17 protein-coding genes are annotated in these 14395 nt (G+C 56.6%); 9 read left to right on the top strand and 8 right to left on the bottom strand.

What is annotated here, in order from left to right; translation table 11 throughout:
- The first annotated feature begins 347 nt into the window (after positions 1 to 347).
- The 3 genes from ACESMK_RS19770 (at position 348) to ACESMK_RS19760 (ending at position 1758) form a co-directional block, all read left to right on the top strand.
- Complete coding sequence (locus tag ACESMK_RS19770; protein WP_373002314.1) at positions 348 to 773, top strand: GFA family protein; 426 nt, start codon at positions 348 to 350, stop codon at positions 771 to 773.
- Between the two features lie 97 nt (positions 774 to 870).
- The gene (locus tag ACESMK_RS19765; protein ID WP_373002311.1) at positions 871 to 1200 is read left to right on the top strand and encodes a rhodanese-like domain-containing protein; all 330 of its coding nucleotides are present in this window, start codon (positions 871 to 873) and stop codon (positions 1198 to 1200) included.
- Between the two features lie 102 nt (positions 1201 to 1302).
- Complete coding sequence (locus ACESMK_RS19760; protein WP_373002307.1) at positions 1303 to 1758, top strand: metallophosphoesterase family protein; 456 nt, start codon at positions 1303 to 1305, stop codon at positions 1756 to 1758.
- A 44-nt stretch (positions 1759 to 1802) separates the two neighbouring features.
- Here the strand turns inward: ACESMK_RS19760 and ACESMK_RS19755 are convergent, their stop codons facing one another.
- Positions 1803 to 2243: a DUF3010 family protein gene (locus tag ACESMK_RS19755; RefSeq protein WP_373002320.1), complete on the bottom strand. Its 441-nt coding sequence runs from the start codon at positions 2241 to 2243 to the stop codon at positions 1803 to 1805.
- A 29-nt stretch (positions 2244 to 2272) separates the two neighbouring features.
- Positions 2273 to 2617, bottom strand: coding sequence for a PBPRA1643 family SWIM/SEC-C metal-binding motif protein (locus ACESMK_RS19750; protein ID WP_373002305.1), 345 nt, complete (start codon positions 2615 to 2617; stop codon positions 2273 to 2275).
- Between the two features lie 232 nt (positions 2618 to 2849).
- On the opposite strand from ACESMK_RS19750, the gene ACESMK_RS19745 reads away from it, so the two are divergent.
- Positions 2850 to 3305 carry a CopD family protein gene (locus ACESMK_RS19745; protein WP_373002302.1) on the top strand — a complete coding sequence of 152 codons (456 nt, stop codon included), beginning with the start codon at positions 2850 to 2852 and terminating at the stop codon, positions 3303 to 3305.
- Between the two features lie 315 nt (positions 3306 to 3620).
- On the opposite strand, the gene ACESMK_RS19740 is transcribed toward ACESMK_RS19745, so the two are convergent.
- From ACESMK_RS19740 to ltaE, 3 genes are all read right to left on the bottom strand, one after another.
- Positions 3621 to 3788: a hypothetical protein gene (locus ACESMK_RS19740; protein ID WP_162841248.1), complete on the bottom strand. Its 168-nt coding sequence runs from the start codon at positions 3786 to 3788 to the stop codon at positions 3621 to 3623.
- Positions 3789 to 4153: 365 nt separating this feature from the next.
- A complete protein-coding gene (locus ACESMK_RS19735; protein ID WP_373002298.1) occupies positions 4154 to 4699 on the bottom strand; it encodes a nucleoside 2-deoxyribosyltransferase in 546 nt (181 codons plus the stop codon).
- A 10-nt stretch (positions 4700 to 4709) separates the two neighbouring features.
- Positions 4710 to 5720, bottom strand: a complete 1011-nt coding sequence (ltaE, locus tag ACESMK_RS19730) for a low-specificity L-threonine aldolase (RefSeq protein ID WP_373002317.1) — start codon at positions 5718 to 5720, stop codon at positions 4710 to 4712.
- Between the two features lie 112 nt (positions 5721 to 5832).
- Here ltaE and ACESMK_RS19725 point away from each other — a divergent pair, with 112 nt between their 5' ends.
- From ACESMK_RS19725 to ACESMK_RS19715, 3 genes are all read left to right on the top strand, one after another.
- Entirely contained in the window at positions 5833 to 6114 is a 282-nt protein-coding gene (locus tag ACESMK_RS19725) for a hypothetical protein (protein ID WP_373002295.1), read from the top strand.
- 138 nt (positions 6115 to 6252) lie between these two features.
- The gene (locus ACESMK_RS19720) at positions 6253 to 6900 is read left to right on the top strand and encodes a c-type cytochrome (protein WP_373002292.1); all 648 of its coding nucleotides are present in this window, start codon (positions 6253 to 6255) and stop codon (positions 6898 to 6900) included.
- A gap of 15 nt (positions 6901 to 6915) precedes the next feature.
- The gene (locus ACESMK_RS19715) at positions 6916 to 7929 is read left to right on the top strand and encodes a c-type cytochrome (protein ID WP_373002289.1); all 1014 of its coding nucleotides are present in this window, start codon (positions 6916 to 6918) and stop codon (positions 7927 to 7929) included.
- Between the two features lie 48 nt (positions 7930 to 7977).
- Here ACESMK_RS19715 and ACESMK_RS19710 read toward each other — a convergent pair whose 3' ends face one another.
- Positions 7978 to 8184 (bottom strand): cold-shock protein, encoded by a 207-nt coding sequence (locus tag ACESMK_RS19710; RefSeq protein ID WP_373002286.1) that lies wholly within the window; start codon positions 8182 to 8184, stop codon positions 7978 to 7980.
- A gap of 346 nt (positions 8185 to 8530) precedes the next feature.
- Between ACESMK_RS19710 and ACESMK_RS19705 the strand changes: the two genes are divergently transcribed.
- On the top strand, positions 8531 to 10300 hold the full coding sequence (locus ACESMK_RS19705) for a DEAD/DEAH box helicase family protein (RefSeq protein ID WP_373002283.1): 1770 nt from the start codon (positions 8531 to 8533) through the stop codon (positions 10298 to 10300).
- Between the two features lie 15 nt (positions 10301 to 10315).
- Here ACESMK_RS19705 and ACESMK_RS19700 read toward each other — a convergent pair whose 3' ends face one another.
- Positions 10316 to 12973 (bottom strand): cation-translocating P-type ATPase, encoded by a 2658-nt coding sequence (locus tag ACESMK_RS19700; protein ID WP_373002280.1) that lies wholly within the window; start codon positions 12971 to 12973, stop codon positions 10316 to 10318.
- 159 nt (positions 12974 to 13132) lie between these two features.
- On the opposite strand from ACESMK_RS19700, the gene ACESMK_RS19695 reads away from it, so the two are divergent.
- The gene (locus ACESMK_RS19695; RefSeq protein WP_373002277.1) at positions 13133 to 13612 is read left to right on the top strand and encodes a peptidylprolyl isomerase; all 480 of its coding nucleotides are present in this window, start codon (positions 13133 to 13135) and stop codon (positions 13610 to 13612) included.
- Positions 13613 to 13671: 59 nt separating this feature from the next.
- Here ACESMK_RS19695 and ACESMK_RS19690 read toward each other — a convergent pair whose 3' ends face one another.
- A complete protein-coding gene (locus tag ACESMK_RS19690; protein ID WP_373002274.1) occupies positions 13672 to 14133 on the bottom strand; it encodes a gamma-glutamylcyclotransferase family protein in 462 nt (153 codons plus the stop codon).
- Positions 14134 to 14395 lie beyond the last annotated feature (262 nt).

Here is a 14395-nt window from a genome sequence, read left to right as displayed (position 1 = left end):
GCAGGTCCGGGTTTACAATGTAGAACTCGACCTCGGCACCAATGGAAGACTTTCCCTCACCAAAACCGGGCCGGTTCAGAAGGCGGGTGAGGGCGGTAAGATCCGTTCGCACCTTGGCCGCAAAACGGTCAAATTCTTCCGTGGTAAATTCCGATTGTTTTATCGACAGTCCCATAGCGGCTGTGTCTCCAGCACTGGCTTACCTTGATAGTAGCGGAAAACCCGGGGGAGCGATGGCCTCGTGTCTCCTACCAAAGTTCTGTCTATTCTGTCATTCCGTAGGATTTGCAGTGGAGTGGCGGCTCTGGAACAGTGGTCGGTGGACAACAACAAACGAGGAGATGACCATGAGCCAGTATCACGGTAATTGCTTTTGCGGGGCGGTAAAATTTCAGGTCTCCGGAGCGCCGGAGGCAATGGGCTATTGCCATTGCGATTCCTGCCGCCGTTGGTCTGCGGGCCCGGTCAATGCGTTTTCACTGTGGCCAGCCGATAGCCTTGAGATCTTGGCTGGCGCTGACCAGGTAGGCGAGTTTCATCTCACGGAGCAGAGCTACCGGAAATGGTGTAAGCAGTGCGGAGGCCATGTGTTTACAGACCATCCGGCTTGGGGGCTGGTGGATGTTTACGTGGCCAATCTGCCGGACCTCAAGTTCGAGCCTGCGTTGCATGTGCATTACCAGGAATCGGTGCTGCCAATCCGGGATGGCCTGCCCAAGATGAAAGATATTCCCGCTGAAATGGGTGGGTCGGGTGAGACGTTGCCGGAGTAGAGCGTGGGGCGGTGTTTTGCGGGTTATCCTGTGGTGACTTATTCGGCGGGTTTAATCGTAGAATCTAACTCAGAATCCGCAAAGCAGGAGCTTTTTTATGCGTAGGTTTGTTTCAGCGAAAGCTGTGCTGATTTTCTTATCACTGGCGCTCGCACCAATGCTTGCTCAAGCGAAGTCGGTTTGGATTGATGTTCGCACCGAAGCCGAGCACCGGCAGAACCACATTGATGGGGACCCGCTCATTCCGCACCGGAACATACTCGCGGAGGTTACCGAACGGTTTCCGGACAGGGATACGGAGATCTATCTGTATTGCCGCAGCGGAAACAGGGCCGGTAAAGCGAAATCTGTTCTGGAAAGTGCGGGCTACACCAATGTGAAGAACAAGGGGAGTGTCGCCGAGGCGCGGGAGGCGCGTAATCTCTGATTGGTGGGAAACCGCAAAAACCGAAACAGAGCTTCTATCTCGGTTATTTGGGTAAGCTGAACTGCTTTTCTGGTGTCATTGAGGGATTAGGAGAGCGTAAGCATGCAAATCGGAGTGATCGCAGACACCCACAGCAAAATGCGTCCCGAAGCCCTGGAGGTTTTGAACGGCTCGGATCTGATCCTCCATGCCGGTGATGTGGGGCGGGACGAGGTTCTGGAAGCGCTGGAGGCGATCGCGCCGGTGGTTGCGATCCGTGGCAATATCGACAAAACAGGTCGCGCGGCCACTCTTCCCGATGTTAAGGACCTGGAATTCGTTGGCCACTCCTTCTACATGCTTCACGACGTCAAAACCCTCGACATGGATCCGCAGGGCCGTTATCGCGTGGTCATCGCCGGCCATTCCCACAAACCCCGTAATGAGTGGATTGGCGATGTGCTTTACTTCAATCCAGGTGGCGCCGGGCCCCGGCGCTTTACGCTGCCGATCACGGTTGGGCGGCTGCAGGTGAGTGAAGACGGTGTGATTGGTGAGATTATTGAACTGCCGGTTTGATCGGTTGGGGAAACCAGTAAGTTCGATTCTCCGGCTTCAATATTTCAGGTTCGCTGGCCTTGCAGCTGCCCCACGTAAGCAGCGATAAAAGCAGTTTCCTGAAAGGCCTTCAACCCCGTCTCGGCAAACGCAATGGGCAGCGGGTTGGCTGCCAGGGTGGACTTGATCAGGGCCGTTGGCAGCAGGGTCACCGTCAGTTCAATACCGGTGATCAGTTGAATGGCCGCTTCCATTTTGAAGCTGATGGCACCGCCGGCAAATTTGCCTTTGGGCATCCGCTCTTTGATCGCCACATGGGTGACCCCGTACTCGGTCATTAACGACGCAAAGGCCGCCTGAAACCGCTGCAGATCTTCACGGCTATGATTTTTCGGCAGGGAGAGTTTGCGCACCTTGCACTCCGGCAGGTTGAACTGCCCCCTGTCCATATTCAGCAAACACACCACCGCATCGCTGCCAGTCAGCTCAACTCCGCAAACAATCATAGCCATTGCCCTCTTATGCGCCGTTGCTGTTAGCCACAGCACTTCTTGAATTTGAGTCCGCTACCGCAGTTGCAGACGTCGTTGCGGGAGGGCGGTTTTACTGTTTTGACCGTCCCGCCTTTATTCAGGATAGCGGTGAGCTCATTGATAGACTCAACGGCGCCCTCGCGGGTATCAACAGAAATAGTCGCATGCAGCTTCGCCCTGGCCACCTGAGCCTCAATCTCCTGCTTGCGCGCCTCACTGGTAACCACCAGCGTGAGCGGATACTTCCGGCTGCCACTCTTCTGGCTGGCGTTAGTCTGAAACCCGCCGTAAGCGGTGTGGTGCTGGCGTGCGTCTTGCCGGCCCTTGAAGAAGAATTTGTCTGACATGCTGAGATCCTGATGGGGTGAATGCCCGAGCTGCTGCCGGGTGGAGTCTTTTAGCATGGTTGTGGGGACGGGGATATAGGTAAAACAGTCCACCCTCCTGAAAATCATTGAGCGGGCGGATGCCAAGACGGTGACTGAGGTCAGCGGAAAGGTAGAGGTTTTGTGAGGCATTCCCTTTCGTGTGGTTGCAGCTTATGCTGACCAAACACTTTTCTCATCCGGGAGTCGCCTCATGAGTCTCGCTATCGCACTGCACGTTCTCTCCGCCGTGATCTGGGTTGGCGGTATGTTTTTCGCTTACATGGCCATGCGTCCGGCGGTGGTTGAGGTGATTGATGCGTCACAGCGAGGTGCGCTCTGGTGTGCCACTCTGTCCCGGTTTTTCCGGTGGGTATGGGCCTCGGTGATTCTGTTGCTGGTGACCGGTTACTGGATGATTTTCAGTGTGTTTGGCGGCATGGCGGGTGCAGGCTGGCATATCCACGTCATGCAGGGGCTCGGGATTGTGATGATCCTGCTCTATTTTCACGTGTATTTCGCGCCTTTCCGGCGGCTGAAGCAGGCCGTGGCCAATCAGGATCCCCAGGAGGGCGGGCGCCAGGTGGGGCAGATCCGCAAACTGGTGGGCACCAACCTGATTCTTGGGCTGATTGTGGTTGCGATTGGTTCAGGTGGGCGGTATTTGTAGGCGTGCGATCTGTATTCCCGGAGCTCCGATATGATCAAGCCCAGTTGTTACAGCTGTCGGAAAAAGTTTGAGCCATCGGAGCTGAGAGTTTCTTACTCGAAAAACTACTGTGAGAATTGCGGCGTGGGGCTGTTTGGTGAGGATTACTTCCGTTTCGCCAGAAAGCCGGCCCCAACTACCCAGAAGAACTTGGCTGTTCATGTCGCCATGCTGTTTTTGTGTGTTGCTGGCTTATTGTTATGGCTTTATTGACAGTTCTACGGAGGAAACGATAGACACCGTAAAAATCGTTCGTAGAGGCGTTAAACTGCGTCTTTAGTCTCCTTTCTTGAATTTTGCTTTGCAATTGCCGCTCATGCACATGGTGCAGTAGTGCTCACGGTCCTCGTGTTTGGTGCCCTCTGCGATCGTAATGCCGCACCCGTTGCAGAGCAGTACAGCAACGTCTCCTTTTACTTCTACAACTGCGTGTTCGTAGTTCATAAAAAACTCCGGTCTTGGCTTTTAGCGTTACCGTGGTATTACGGTATCCGAGTCGGGTCAGACTGCTGTACGCGATGACTCTTTGCATGCCGGAGCCGAAACCGGCAAAACAGTTTTCTCGTCATTCCAGAACTTTCGGCCAGTTCGCGTTGGCTTGCCGAATGAAACCGTCAGTGTCCTTCAGCCATCGGTCCTGAACAGACTGGTTGTAGTTCAAATACAGACGGCCGTCCCGGATGGCCCAGTGTTGTGGATCTCCCTTCGCAAGATAGCCCTGGGCAAACGGTTTGGGGTGTCTCCGTTACTGTTTATCTGAAGTACGAGCCCCGAGAAGCCTGTGTATACCACGGGATTTGAAGTGGGGTTCAGGCATGGGCCAGTGCCTGCACGCAGCGGCGGAACAGTTCCGCCGAGAAAAACCGGTGCTCGCCGGGCTGCTCCGCCACGAATAACTGGCCACCAGAATCGCGGATGCCGCCCTCAATCATGAGGTTGTCACTCATCTCAAAGTCCTCAATGGTGTGGCCCAGTTCGTCCAAATCGGTTGCGCCGGCCCGTTTCCGGTACCGACTGCTGTCCAGGGTGAATCCGAAAGCAGGCTTGCCCTGTCCGATCATATAGCCCACTTCGAATACCGTGCCCGGGTCAGCGCTGATGCCGCGGAAGGGCGTCAGGTTAGCGATAATGGAGTCGCAGCTGTCCATCAGTTCGCGGTTGGCCCGGTAGATTCGGTGGCCGCGCTCAGGTTTTGCCTGGTTATCTGAAAATGCCAGTTCGGTGTCCAGTGGATCTACGCCTTCAAACCCGTATTCCTGAAGCACGCGCTTTTTCTCGGCCACGATGGCCAAGTATTCTTCAGCCGGGAAGAAGACTTCCGGGCCGGCGAGGTAGATTCGTTTTGGCTTTGCCATGGAGGCCCTCTCAAAGCTGATAGAACCGCCGGATAGCATCCAGCAACCGGTCGACATCCTGGCGGTTTACATCCCGATGCGTCACGAAGCGAATGGGGTCTCCTGCCGTGATCAGGATGCCCTGGCCAGCCAGGTAGTCCCGCAGTTGCGCTGCTTTGCCGGACAGGCAGCGGGCGTAGACGATGTTGGTCTGGGTGCTCGCCGGGTTTATCTCCAGCTGGGGGATTTCGGCCAGGCCGGCGCTCAGATATTCGGCGTTTTCGTGATCTTCAACCAGCCGCTGCGGCCCTTTCTCCAGGGCGATCCGCCCGGCAGCGGCCAGTATGCCGGCCTGGCGCATGCCGCCACCTACCATTTTACGCAGCCGTGTTGCCCGCTCGATAAAGGCTTTTGATCCCAGCAGCAGCGAACCGACAGGCGCACCCAGCCCTTTCGAGAGGCAAACGCTGACTGAGTCATAGTATCTGGTGATCCCGGTAACGTCGCAGTTGGATTTTACTGCAGCATTGAACACGCGGGCGCCATCAAGGTGCAGCAGCAGTCCGTGTTTGTCACAAAAAGCCCGGGCCTGGCGCTGGTAGTCCAGTGACAACACTTTGCCACCGATGGTGTTTTCCAGGGAGAGCAGGCGGGTGACGGCAAAATGGAAATCGTCGGCCTTGATGGCAGCTCTGGCTTTGTCCAGGCTGATGCTGCCGTCCGGCTCGTTCTCAATGGGTTGCGGTTGAACGCTGCCAAGCACGGCGGCGCCACCCCCTTCGTAGCGGTAGTTGTGTGCCGACTGGCCGCAGAGGTATTCATCGCCGCGGCCGCAGTGACTCATGATGGCCAGCAGGTTGGCCTGGGTGCCGGTGGCGGTAAACAGCGCCGATTCGAACCCAAGCCGTTCGGCGGCGTCGGCCTGCAGGCTGTTAACGGTGGGGTCGTCACCGTAAACGTCGTCGCCCACCTCGGCGCTGGCCATGGCTTCACGCATTTCAGGGGTAGGGCGGGTTACTGTGTCGCTGCGGAAATCGATCATGTGTTCATGCTGCTCACCAGCATCGATGGCTGTTCTGGGATCAATCATCTTTTTTCGCCCTGAAGAGAATCTGGTTCCAGCTTATCGGGAAATCGGGGCAGATCAATGCAGAATGAAAACCCTGACAGCCACACTGTTTGCCCTTGACCAGCTCTTCCATGATCGTGTCCATGGTTCGTTACTTCCATCAACGCGTGCCAACACCTCGGTAGGGCGGCTGTTGGGGGTCCTTCCGGGCTTCGGCGCCATTTTCAATTTCTTGCTCAGCAACCGGTTGCCGAGTCGGAAAGTGCAGTGCAAAGAGCGTAAGAGCGTGGTGTTCACGAACCTTGCTATCGTTGGTGTATTCCTTATCGCCGCCCAACCATCTGCAGAATCAGGAAAACTCTCCTGATCAGTGCGATGGCGCACAGACTCTCCGGCCCTGCCAAGTTGATCTTTATTGAACATCGCCTTGTCCAGGTAGGCAACAGTGACCGGGGCAAGTGAATCAGGCGTTCTGAATTGATGCTGACTGAGAGGGAATTCGGCTGTGGAAAAAATTGCAGGAATTCTGGTGGCCCTGGGGCTGGCTGCTTGCTCCGGCATAGCGTTTGCCGAAGTGGAGGGCGACGCTGAGAGCGGTGCAGTAACGGCAGGCGTATGCAGCGCCTGCCACCAGGCCGATGGCAGTGGCAAAAACGTGCCCGGTGGGGAATCCTGGCCGCGGCTGGCAGGGCTAGGCGCGGCCTACATTGCCAAGCAATTGCACGACTACCAGAGCGGCGCGCGTAGTAATGCCAGCATGATGCCTTTTGCCAATATGCTGAACGACCAGCAAATCGCTGATGTCGCTGCATACTATGCCAGCTTGCCTGCCACTCAGGGCGATGGTGGCGAAGATTCTGACGAAGCAGTGCTCAAGCGCGGCCAACAGCTGGCAGAGCGGGGCGACTGGTCCGAATACATTGTCTCCTGCAAAAGCTGTCATGGTCCGGGCAACCGGGGCGCTGGAGACGTCTTCCCCGGTATTGCTGGGCAACACGCCGGTTACATCGAAGCCCAGTTGCAGGCCTGGAAGGCGGGTATCAGGAAAAATGACACGCAAGACCTGATGGGGTCCATCGCCCGCCGGATCAGCGATGACGATATTCAAGCGGTAGCCGCCTGGCTTGCCGGCCAGAGCCCTGAGGCCAACTAAGAGGATTTCGACATCATGATTCGCACTTTAACTTGCGCTGCATTGTCCGGAACCCTTTTGTTTTCCGCCGATGCCAAAACAGATGAAAAAACCACCCAGCAATACATCAACACGCTGACTGAGCTCGGCTTTCCGGCCCCGGAAGAAAACGAGCTTGTGCACATTCCACCGACGATGGAAGATCTTGAAGGCTCCGAACTCCATCCGGAGCTCAAGCGGGTTATTCGAAGAGGCCACGACCTGTTCACCAACACCCAGCAACTGCGTGGCGAGTACGTATTCAACAACATGAACTGCTCGAGCTGCCACCTTGGGGAGGGACGCATGCCTTTCAGTGCCCCAATCTGGGCCGCTGCCGTAACCCTGCCGGACTTCCGGGGTAAGAACGCCCACGTAAACAGTCTCGAAGAACGCATTGCCGGCTGTTTCACCTACTCCATGAACGGCGTGCCCCCCGAGTACGGCGGCGATCATATGGTTGCTCTGTCTGCGTATCATCAGTGGCTGGCCAAAGACGCACCTGTTTATCCGCAGCAGCCCATCTACGGCCGCGGCTTTCCGGCACCGGAGCGACCAGAAGAGCTCAGCTATACCCGGGGCGAAGCCGCCTTCCAGGAGAAGTGCTCGGTTTGTCACGGCGATGATGGCGGGGGCCTTAGCGTGGGTGGCCAGACGGTTTTCCCGGCTATCTGGGGCGATATGTCCAATAATTGGGGTGCGGGCATCGTAAGAGTGGTTACAGCGGCGGGGTTTATCAAGAACAACATGCCGCTAGGGCAGCCCAACAGTCTCGATGATCAGGAAGCCTGGGACATTGCCTACTACGTGAGCAGCCAGGAAAGGCCGCAAGACCCCCGCTACACGGGTGATGTAAAAGAAACCCTGGAACAGACCAGAGAAGCCTTCCACAAACACTCGATGTATGGGCGTATCAGGGAATCGGATGGCCAAATGCTGGGGGATCACAGCAACCTCGGCGAGAAGCCGATCCTGAAACCGGATACGGTGCGCCCGAGAACCTTTAAATAAAAAAAGGCAGCGCGAGGCTGCCTTTCTTCATAACGGATTGGCTGTTATTTACAGGCCAATAACGTTCTCTGCCTGAGGACCTTTCTGGCCCTGGGTCACGGAGAACTCAACTTGCTGGCCTTCGGCCAGAGTCTTGAAACCGCCACCCTGAATATTGCTGTAATGAACAAAGACGTCTGCGCCGCCTTCACGAGTGATAAAACCAAAACCTTTTGCTTCGTTGAAGAACTTAACGTTGCCGGTAATTGTAGACATAAATAGTTATCCTGAAATTAATCAATAAGGTGCCGTTAAAGGATCGTCGTGATCTTTAATCAGCGATATGCGGGAAACAAAAAAACGTGCAGGATCAAAAACAGGACAAAAGGTGTGGCAGCACAAAAGGTCTTATTCGTGAAATGCTTTGCTAAATCTTTCCAACGAGAAAGACAGTACGCTAATTAAGAGGCCATGCATAGCAAAGTTTCGGATAATGGAAAAATAACCTCTCCTGTGGCTTCCCGAAAATCGGCACAGATTTAGTGTGGGGCTGGCAGGTAACGGCAGCACCATCTGCTAGTATGGCGGCCTTTTCATCCTTAAACCGATCAAGCTCTGCGACATGAACCCTCCCTTCAAGCTTCGTCCCTACCAGCAGGAAGCCGTAGACGCCACGCTGAACCATTTCCGCCAATCCGATGAGTCCGCCGTTATCGTGTTGCCAACCGGCGCGGGCAAGAGCCTGGTCATTGCCGAGCTGGCCCGCCTTGCCCGGCGCAAGATTCTGGTGCTGACCCATGTAAAAGAGCTGGTGGAGCAGAATCACGCCAAGTACGAGAGCTATGGCCTGACAGGCGGCATCTTCTCCGCAGGGCTGAAGCGGAAGGAAAGCCACCACCAGGTAACCTTTGCCAGTGTGCAATCGGTGTCGGCGAATCTGGACCAGTTCCGGGATGAATATTCGCTGGTCATTATTGATGAGTGCCACCGGGTCAGCGGCGAGGAAACCAGTCAGTATCAGCGGATCATTCAGTTGCTGCAGCAGCAGAACGATTCCCTCAAGGTGCTCGGACTAACCGCCACCCCCTACCGTTTGGCCATGGGCTGGATCTATCGCTATCACTACCGGGGCTTTGTCCGGGGTGAGGACGACAAGCCCTTTCAGCATTGCATTTACGAACTGCCGTTGAGCTACATGATCAACCGGGGGTATCTCACCCGGCCAGAGTTGGTGAACGCGGCGGTAGCGCAATACGATTTCTCCGCGCTGGCGCAGGACCGCTTTGGTGAATACGCCGAGAAGGACGTAAACCAGTTACTGAGCAAGCATAAGCGTGTGACCCGGGCGATCATCGAGCAGGTGGTGGAGCTGGCCGTTGAGCGCAGGGGGGTGATGATCTTCGCGGCCACGGTGGACCATGCGAGGGAGGTTACCGGCTATCTGCCGGAGCACGAAACTGCCCTGATAACCGGCGCGACCGATCTGAAGGATCGGGACTTGCGGATTGAGCGCTTCAAGCAGCGGCAGTTGAAGTATCTGGTGAACGTGTCCGTGCTTACCACGGGATTTGACGCACCCCATGTGGATTTTATCGCCATTCTTCGGCCTACTCAGTCGGTCAGCCTGTATCAGCAGATTGTGGGGCGTGGTCTTCGCCTCGACGAGGGCAAGAAGGATTGCCTGGTGATCGATTACGCGGGCAACCATGTGAATCTGCATCATCCGGAAGTGGGGGAGCCGAAACCGGACCCCGAAAGTGAGCCGGTGCAGGTGTTTTGCCCGGGCTGTGGGTTTGCCAATATCTTCTGGGGCAAAACCGACAGTGACGGCCGAGTGATCGAGCACTATGGGCGCCGGTGCCAGGGGCTGCTGGAACCGGCGGAAGAGGTTGAAGCTGCCGGGCGAAACGGGCGCCCGCAACAGTGCTATTACCGTTTCCGTTTCAAGGAGTGCCCCCACTGCGGGGGCGAGAATGATCTTGCCGCCCGCAACTGTCACCAATGTCAGAAAGCCATTATCGATCCGGACGATCAGCTCAGGGATGCCCTGAAACTCAAGGATGCCATGGTGATCCGCTGCGCCGGGATATCCCTGGTTGCTGATGGCAGCAAGCTGAGGATCACCTATCACGGTGAGGATGGGGAGGAACTCAGCGAGTCGTTTGATTTCAGCAAACCGGGCCAGCGCATGGTTTTTAACAAACTGTTCGGGCGTCGTTTTGCCAATAGCCAGGCTCCGAAAGCGTTCAGCTCAAAGGAGGAGGTGCTTGAGTTGCAGGCCTTGTTACCGGCACCGGATTTTGTGATTGCCCGCAAGCAGAAGCATTATTGGCAGGTGCAGGAGCGAATATTTGATTATCGGGGCAGTTATCGTAAGGCGAATGAGGTGTGAGCCCTCAAACCCTGATCAACCTGCCCGCCTCCGGATCAGGATCTTATGCAGTTCCTCCACGATGAGCAGGCTCATGGCGAATGCGAGCAACTGCAACCATTCCGTCATTGAAATCGGTTGAATCTGCAGGACATCGGAGAGCCCCGGGGTATACATGGCGCCAATGTGGGCCAGTTGGGCGAGGGGAACAGCAAGCATCAGAAAAGGGTTGCCAAGCAGGGGAATACTGAACAGGGAGCGGGACTCCGAGCGGCTATTCAGCGCGTGGATGTTGCCGAATAGCACCATGAGCATCAGCGTCAGGTTACGGGCCTCCTCATTACTTTGGCCTTGTTCAAGCGCCCACTGGAAATTGAGGAATGCGACAAGCCCCATCCACGATCCCACCACCAGGACATGCTCAATGATGTGTTTGTCGAACACAGGCTCCTGGGGTGAGCGGGGCTTGACGGACAATTCGCCGCCTTCCTTCGGCTCAAATGCCAGAGCCACGTCCTGGAAGCCGTTCGCAACCAGATTAAGCCAGAGTAGCTGTACCGCGATCATGGGCATTGGCAGGCCGGCCAGTACACAGAAGAAGAACAGCAGGATCGCAGAGAATCCGGTGGCAACGAGCAGCCCGATAACCTTGCGAATATTGTTGTAAACCACCCGTCCCTGCTCGATGCCGGCGACGATGGACGAAAAATTATCATCGGTAACGATCAGGTCCGCCGTTTCCTTGGCCACATCCGTACCGCGCTTGCCCATGGCGATTCCCGCATGGGCCTGCCGCATGGCTGGCGCATCGTTGACGCCATCCCCGGTGACCGCGACAAAATGCCCATCCCGCATGAAGCTGTCCACAATCTGGGCTTTCCTGGCGGGTTCTATGCGGGCGAAAACCCGGGCCGGGCGAATGAGCTGGTCGACGGCCTCCTGGCCCCTGGTGCTGGCTTCATCCAGCATTGGGCCGGTAACCACCGTTGATTCTGCGCTACACAAGCCCAGTTCCATGGCGATCGATTTGGCCGTAGCAGGATGGTCTCCGGTGACCATGGCCACTTCAATACCGCCGGTGCGGCATTTTTCGATAGCGTCAAAGGCTTCATGGCGGAGCGGATCAATCATGGCAACCATGCCCAGAAAGATCATATCGGCCATCTCATGGTCGCCGGGTGACGAGGTTTTCTTCGCCAGGGCGATGATCCGATAGCCCCGGGCAGCGAGCTCGGTAAACTGGCTTTCGAGGGCTGGTTTGTCGATGTCTGTAGAGCCGTCAGTGGTTGCCATCCGGTTGCACATGGCCAGCATCTTTTCAGGGCTGCCTTTGGCATAGATAACGGTCTGATCGCCCACCCGGTTGACGACACCGCTGTAGGCCTTTTCCGACTCATAGGGGATCAGCGCTACCTGCTCTTGCCGGGTGCGCAGGTCGGTGATGGACATGCCCAGTTTCTTGGCCATGACCAGGAAAGCGATATCCACGATATCACCCTGGGAAACCCACTCTCCGCCGCTATAGTCCAGATGGCTTTCATTGGCGAGGACGCCTGCGACACAGAGCTCCCTGAGAATGTCCTGCTCCGGGCCTACCTGGACTCCCGCATGGCTTGTGATCTCTCCTCCGGGGGCCACGCCTTCGCCAGTGACATCGAACTGGCGTCCATCAGGCAGCACGACCTTGCGAATAGTGAGTTCATTGACGGTCAGGGTGCCGGTCTTATCGGAGCAGATGAGGGTGCAGGACCCCAGGGCTTCCACCGCCACAAGTTTGCGGATGATGACATTGCGTTTTGCCATCCGGCTCATGCCGATGGCCAGGGCCACGGTCAATGCCGCAGGTAAGCCCTCGGGAATCACTGAAACCGCCAGGCCGATGGACATCAGGACCATCTCTTCAATGGAATAGCCGCCATCCAGAATCATCAGGCCTGCCAGGGCGGCAATGGCCAATAGAATGCCAAAGGCAACCTGGTAGGTGAACTTGCGGATCCGGATCATCAGAGGCGGTTCGGCAGACGTTTTGCCGGTGACTCCCTGGGCAATCTTGCCAAGCTGGGTATCGGAGGCGGTGGCGATCACCCGGCCGCGTCCGCGCCCGTGGGTGATGATGCTGCCAGCAAAACACTGGTCAACGCGATCTGTGAGTGGCGTGCTGTCGTCGCTTGTTGCACTGGCATCTTTGGCAACCGCCAGGGACTCCCCAGTCAGCATGGATTCATCGACAGCCAGGCTGCTGACGCTGAGCAACTGAATGTCAGCGGGCACCTTATCGCCTGAGGAAAGCAGAACAATATCGCCTGGGACGATCTCTTCCACTTCAACGGTCAAAATCTGGCCGTCCCGAAGAACATGTGCGGTCCCTTTCATCATTTGCTTCAAGGCAGCCGCCGCTTTCTGCGCTGAGAACTCCTGGGCAGTGCCGATAATTGCATTGATCAGCAGAACGATCAGGATGAAAACCCCGCTGGGTGTCTGGCCGAGTGCAAATGACACTCCGGAAGCGGCCAGGAGGATGTAAATGAACGGGCTCAGGAATTGGCGCGCAAACAGCTCTACCACACCCGGCATGGGAGGAGCGGGCAACTGGTTGTAGCCAAATTTTGCCAGCCGTGCGCTGGCTTCCTGGCGGGATAGTCCGTTGTCAGCGGGATCCGGTGTGATGGGTAGCTCTGAGGAGGCGCTGTTCATGGTCTTTTCTCGGGCCATGCGGGAAGGTGTGTGCCTTGCTAGGGAAGTGTAGACCCCACGTTCGGTGCGGGTCCATAAACAACTTCGACCGCAGGAGCTACTGAAGTCAACGCCGGCGCCCGATATAATGACGAATCTTTAAACGTCGCAGAGAACTTTATGCCAATCGAAAAGAACCAGGTCGTCCTGTTCCACTACAGTGTTCGTGATGAACAAGACAACGTTGTTGAAAACTCCCATGGCGGCGAGCCGAATGCCTATCTGCATGGCCATGGCGGCATTATCAAGGGCCTGGAAGAAGCCCTGGAAGGTCGCGACGCGGGCGATACCTTCAGCGTTACCGTTACGCCGGAGAAAGCCTATGGGCCGCGCAAGGCCGATGCCATCCAGCGCGTGCCCATCAAGCATTTGATGGGGGCCAAACGTTGGAAGGCGGGCATGGTCGCCCAGGTCCAGACCGAGCAGGGCCCGCGTCATGTGGTTGTCGCCAAGGTCGGGCACAAGTTCGCCGATGTCGACACCAACCATCCGATGGCCGGCAGAACCCTGACCTTCGACATCGAGGTTATCGAAGTGCGCGATGCAGATGCCGAAGAGATCGCCCATGGCCACGCCCATGGGCCGGGCGGGCATCACTGATGGATTAGAAGGGGGCGCGCCGCTGGAAGCCTGGCGGAAGGCGGCCATTGGCCCTTTGCCTAATCCAGCACTTCCTCTGAAATCTCCTGAACGAGCGGGTCCATCAGCCGGTACACCCAGGCTGTATTACCATTTTGCAGCGGGAGTTCGACCCGCTCATATCGAATCCCGAGCCTCTCGTAGCGGTCCAGTGCTCTGATTTCGTCGGCATTTACTGTGATGACTTCGCCTTCGGTGACTGCCCCGGCGGCCGCCTGGATGTCCAGTTCTTCCTTACGGAAACCGGGCAGTCTGGCGGGCTCACTGTCCCCGGCGCGGCCCATCACCAGCCAGCGCACCCAGGGTTGTTTGAGGGTGCCGTACACGAATACGGAATAGGTGGCGTCTTCATCAATGGCAGGCAGATACTCCGGCCTGGGGTTGTACCCGAACGGGCTGGCGAAGGTCAGCCAAAGGTAGCCAATAAGCACGCCAAGCAGGATTGAGACGGTCGCGAGGGTGTAGCGAATCGGTTTTCTCATGGCATTCTCCGCTTTCTTCCCGATCAATAACCCGGGCTGCCTTGAGCATTTTCTTTTCAATGCCCTGGATACTGCCAGCCATAACCGCCTGCGTCACTACGATAAAGCCTGAGGCAAACCACTTCGCGTATTGGGTCGTTCAGGACAAGGCGCCGATTCCGCTCATGTCAGGAAGGCAATTCGAAACAGTCCTGTTGCCGGGGTTGAATTTACGGGCCTTCCCACGCATGTCTATGGTACGAAGCATTCACAGTGCGCCATT

The sequence above is a fragment of the Marinobacter sp. genome (genome assembly GCF_041687235.1).
Classification (GTDB): domain Bacteria; phylum Pseudomonadota; class Gammaproteobacteria; order Pseudomonadales; family Oleiphilaceae; genus Marinobacter.
The sequence above is the reverse complement of the archived record's forward strand: the minus strand, read 5'-3'. Positions and strand labels throughout refer to the sequence as shown.

Coding starts and splice junctions, on each gene's coding strand:
- ltaE (WP_373002317.1), bottom strand. CDS start 5,720: ATGATCGATTTCCGCAGCGACACAGTAACCCGCCCTACCCCTGAAATG.
- ACESMK_RS19740 (WP_162841248.1), bottom strand. CDS start 3,788: ATGAACTACGAACACGCAGTTGTAGAAGTAAAAGGAGACGTTGCTGTA.
- ACESMK_RS19770 (WP_373002314.1), top strand. CDS start 348: ATGAGCCAGTATCACGGTAATTGCTTTTGCGGGGCGGTAAAATTTCAG.
- ACESMK_RS19695 (WP_373002277.1), top strand. CDS start 13,133: ATGCCAATCGAAAAGAACCAGGTCGTCCTGTTCCACTACAGTGTTCGT.
- ACESMK_RS19725 (WP_373002295.1), top strand. CDS start 5,833: ATGAAAACCCTGACAGCCACACTGTTTGCCCTTGACCAGCTCTTCCAT.
- ACESMK_RS19755 (WP_373002320.1), bottom strand. CDS start 2,243: ATGATTGTTTGCGGAGTTGAGCTGACTGGCAGCGATGCGGTGGTGTGT.
- ACESMK_RS19705 (WP_373002283.1), top strand. CDS start 8,531: ATGAACCCTCCCTTCAAGCTTCGTCCCTACCAGCAGGAAGCCGTAGAC.
- ACESMK_RS19735 (WP_373002298.1), bottom strand. CDS start 4,699: ATGGCAAAGCCAAAACGAATCTACCTCGCCGGCCCGGAAGTCTTCTTC.
- ACESMK_RS19690 (WP_373002274.1), bottom strand. CDS start 14,133: ATGAGAAAACCGATTCGCTACACCCTCGCGACCGTCTCAATCCTGCTT.
- ACESMK_RS19710 (WP_373002286.1), bottom strand. CDS start 8,184: ATGTCTACAATTACCGGCAACGTTAAGTTCTTCAACGAAGCAAAAGGT.
- ACESMK_RS19750 (WP_373002305.1), bottom strand. CDS start 2,617: ATGTCAGACAAATTCTTCTTCAAGGGCCGGCAAGACGCACGCCAGCAC.
- ACESMK_RS19745 (WP_373002302.1), top strand. CDS start 2,850: ATGAGTCTCGCTATCGCACTGCACGTTCTCTCCGCCGTGATCTGGGTT.
- ACESMK_RS19700 (WP_373002280.1), bottom strand. CDS start 12,973: ATGAACAGCGCCTCCTCAGAGCTACCCATCACACCGGATCCCGCTGAC.
- ACESMK_RS19760 (WP_373002307.1), top strand. CDS start 1,303: ATGCAAATCGGAGTGATCGCAGACACCCACAGCAAAATGCGTCCCGAA.
- ACESMK_RS19765 (WP_373002311.1), top strand. CDS start 871: ATGCGTAGGTTTGTTTCAGCGAAAGCTGTGCTGATTTTCTTATCACTG.
- ACESMK_RS19715 (WP_373002289.1), top strand. CDS start 6,916: ATGATTCGCACTTTAACTTGCGCTGCATTGTCCGGAACCCTTTTGTTT.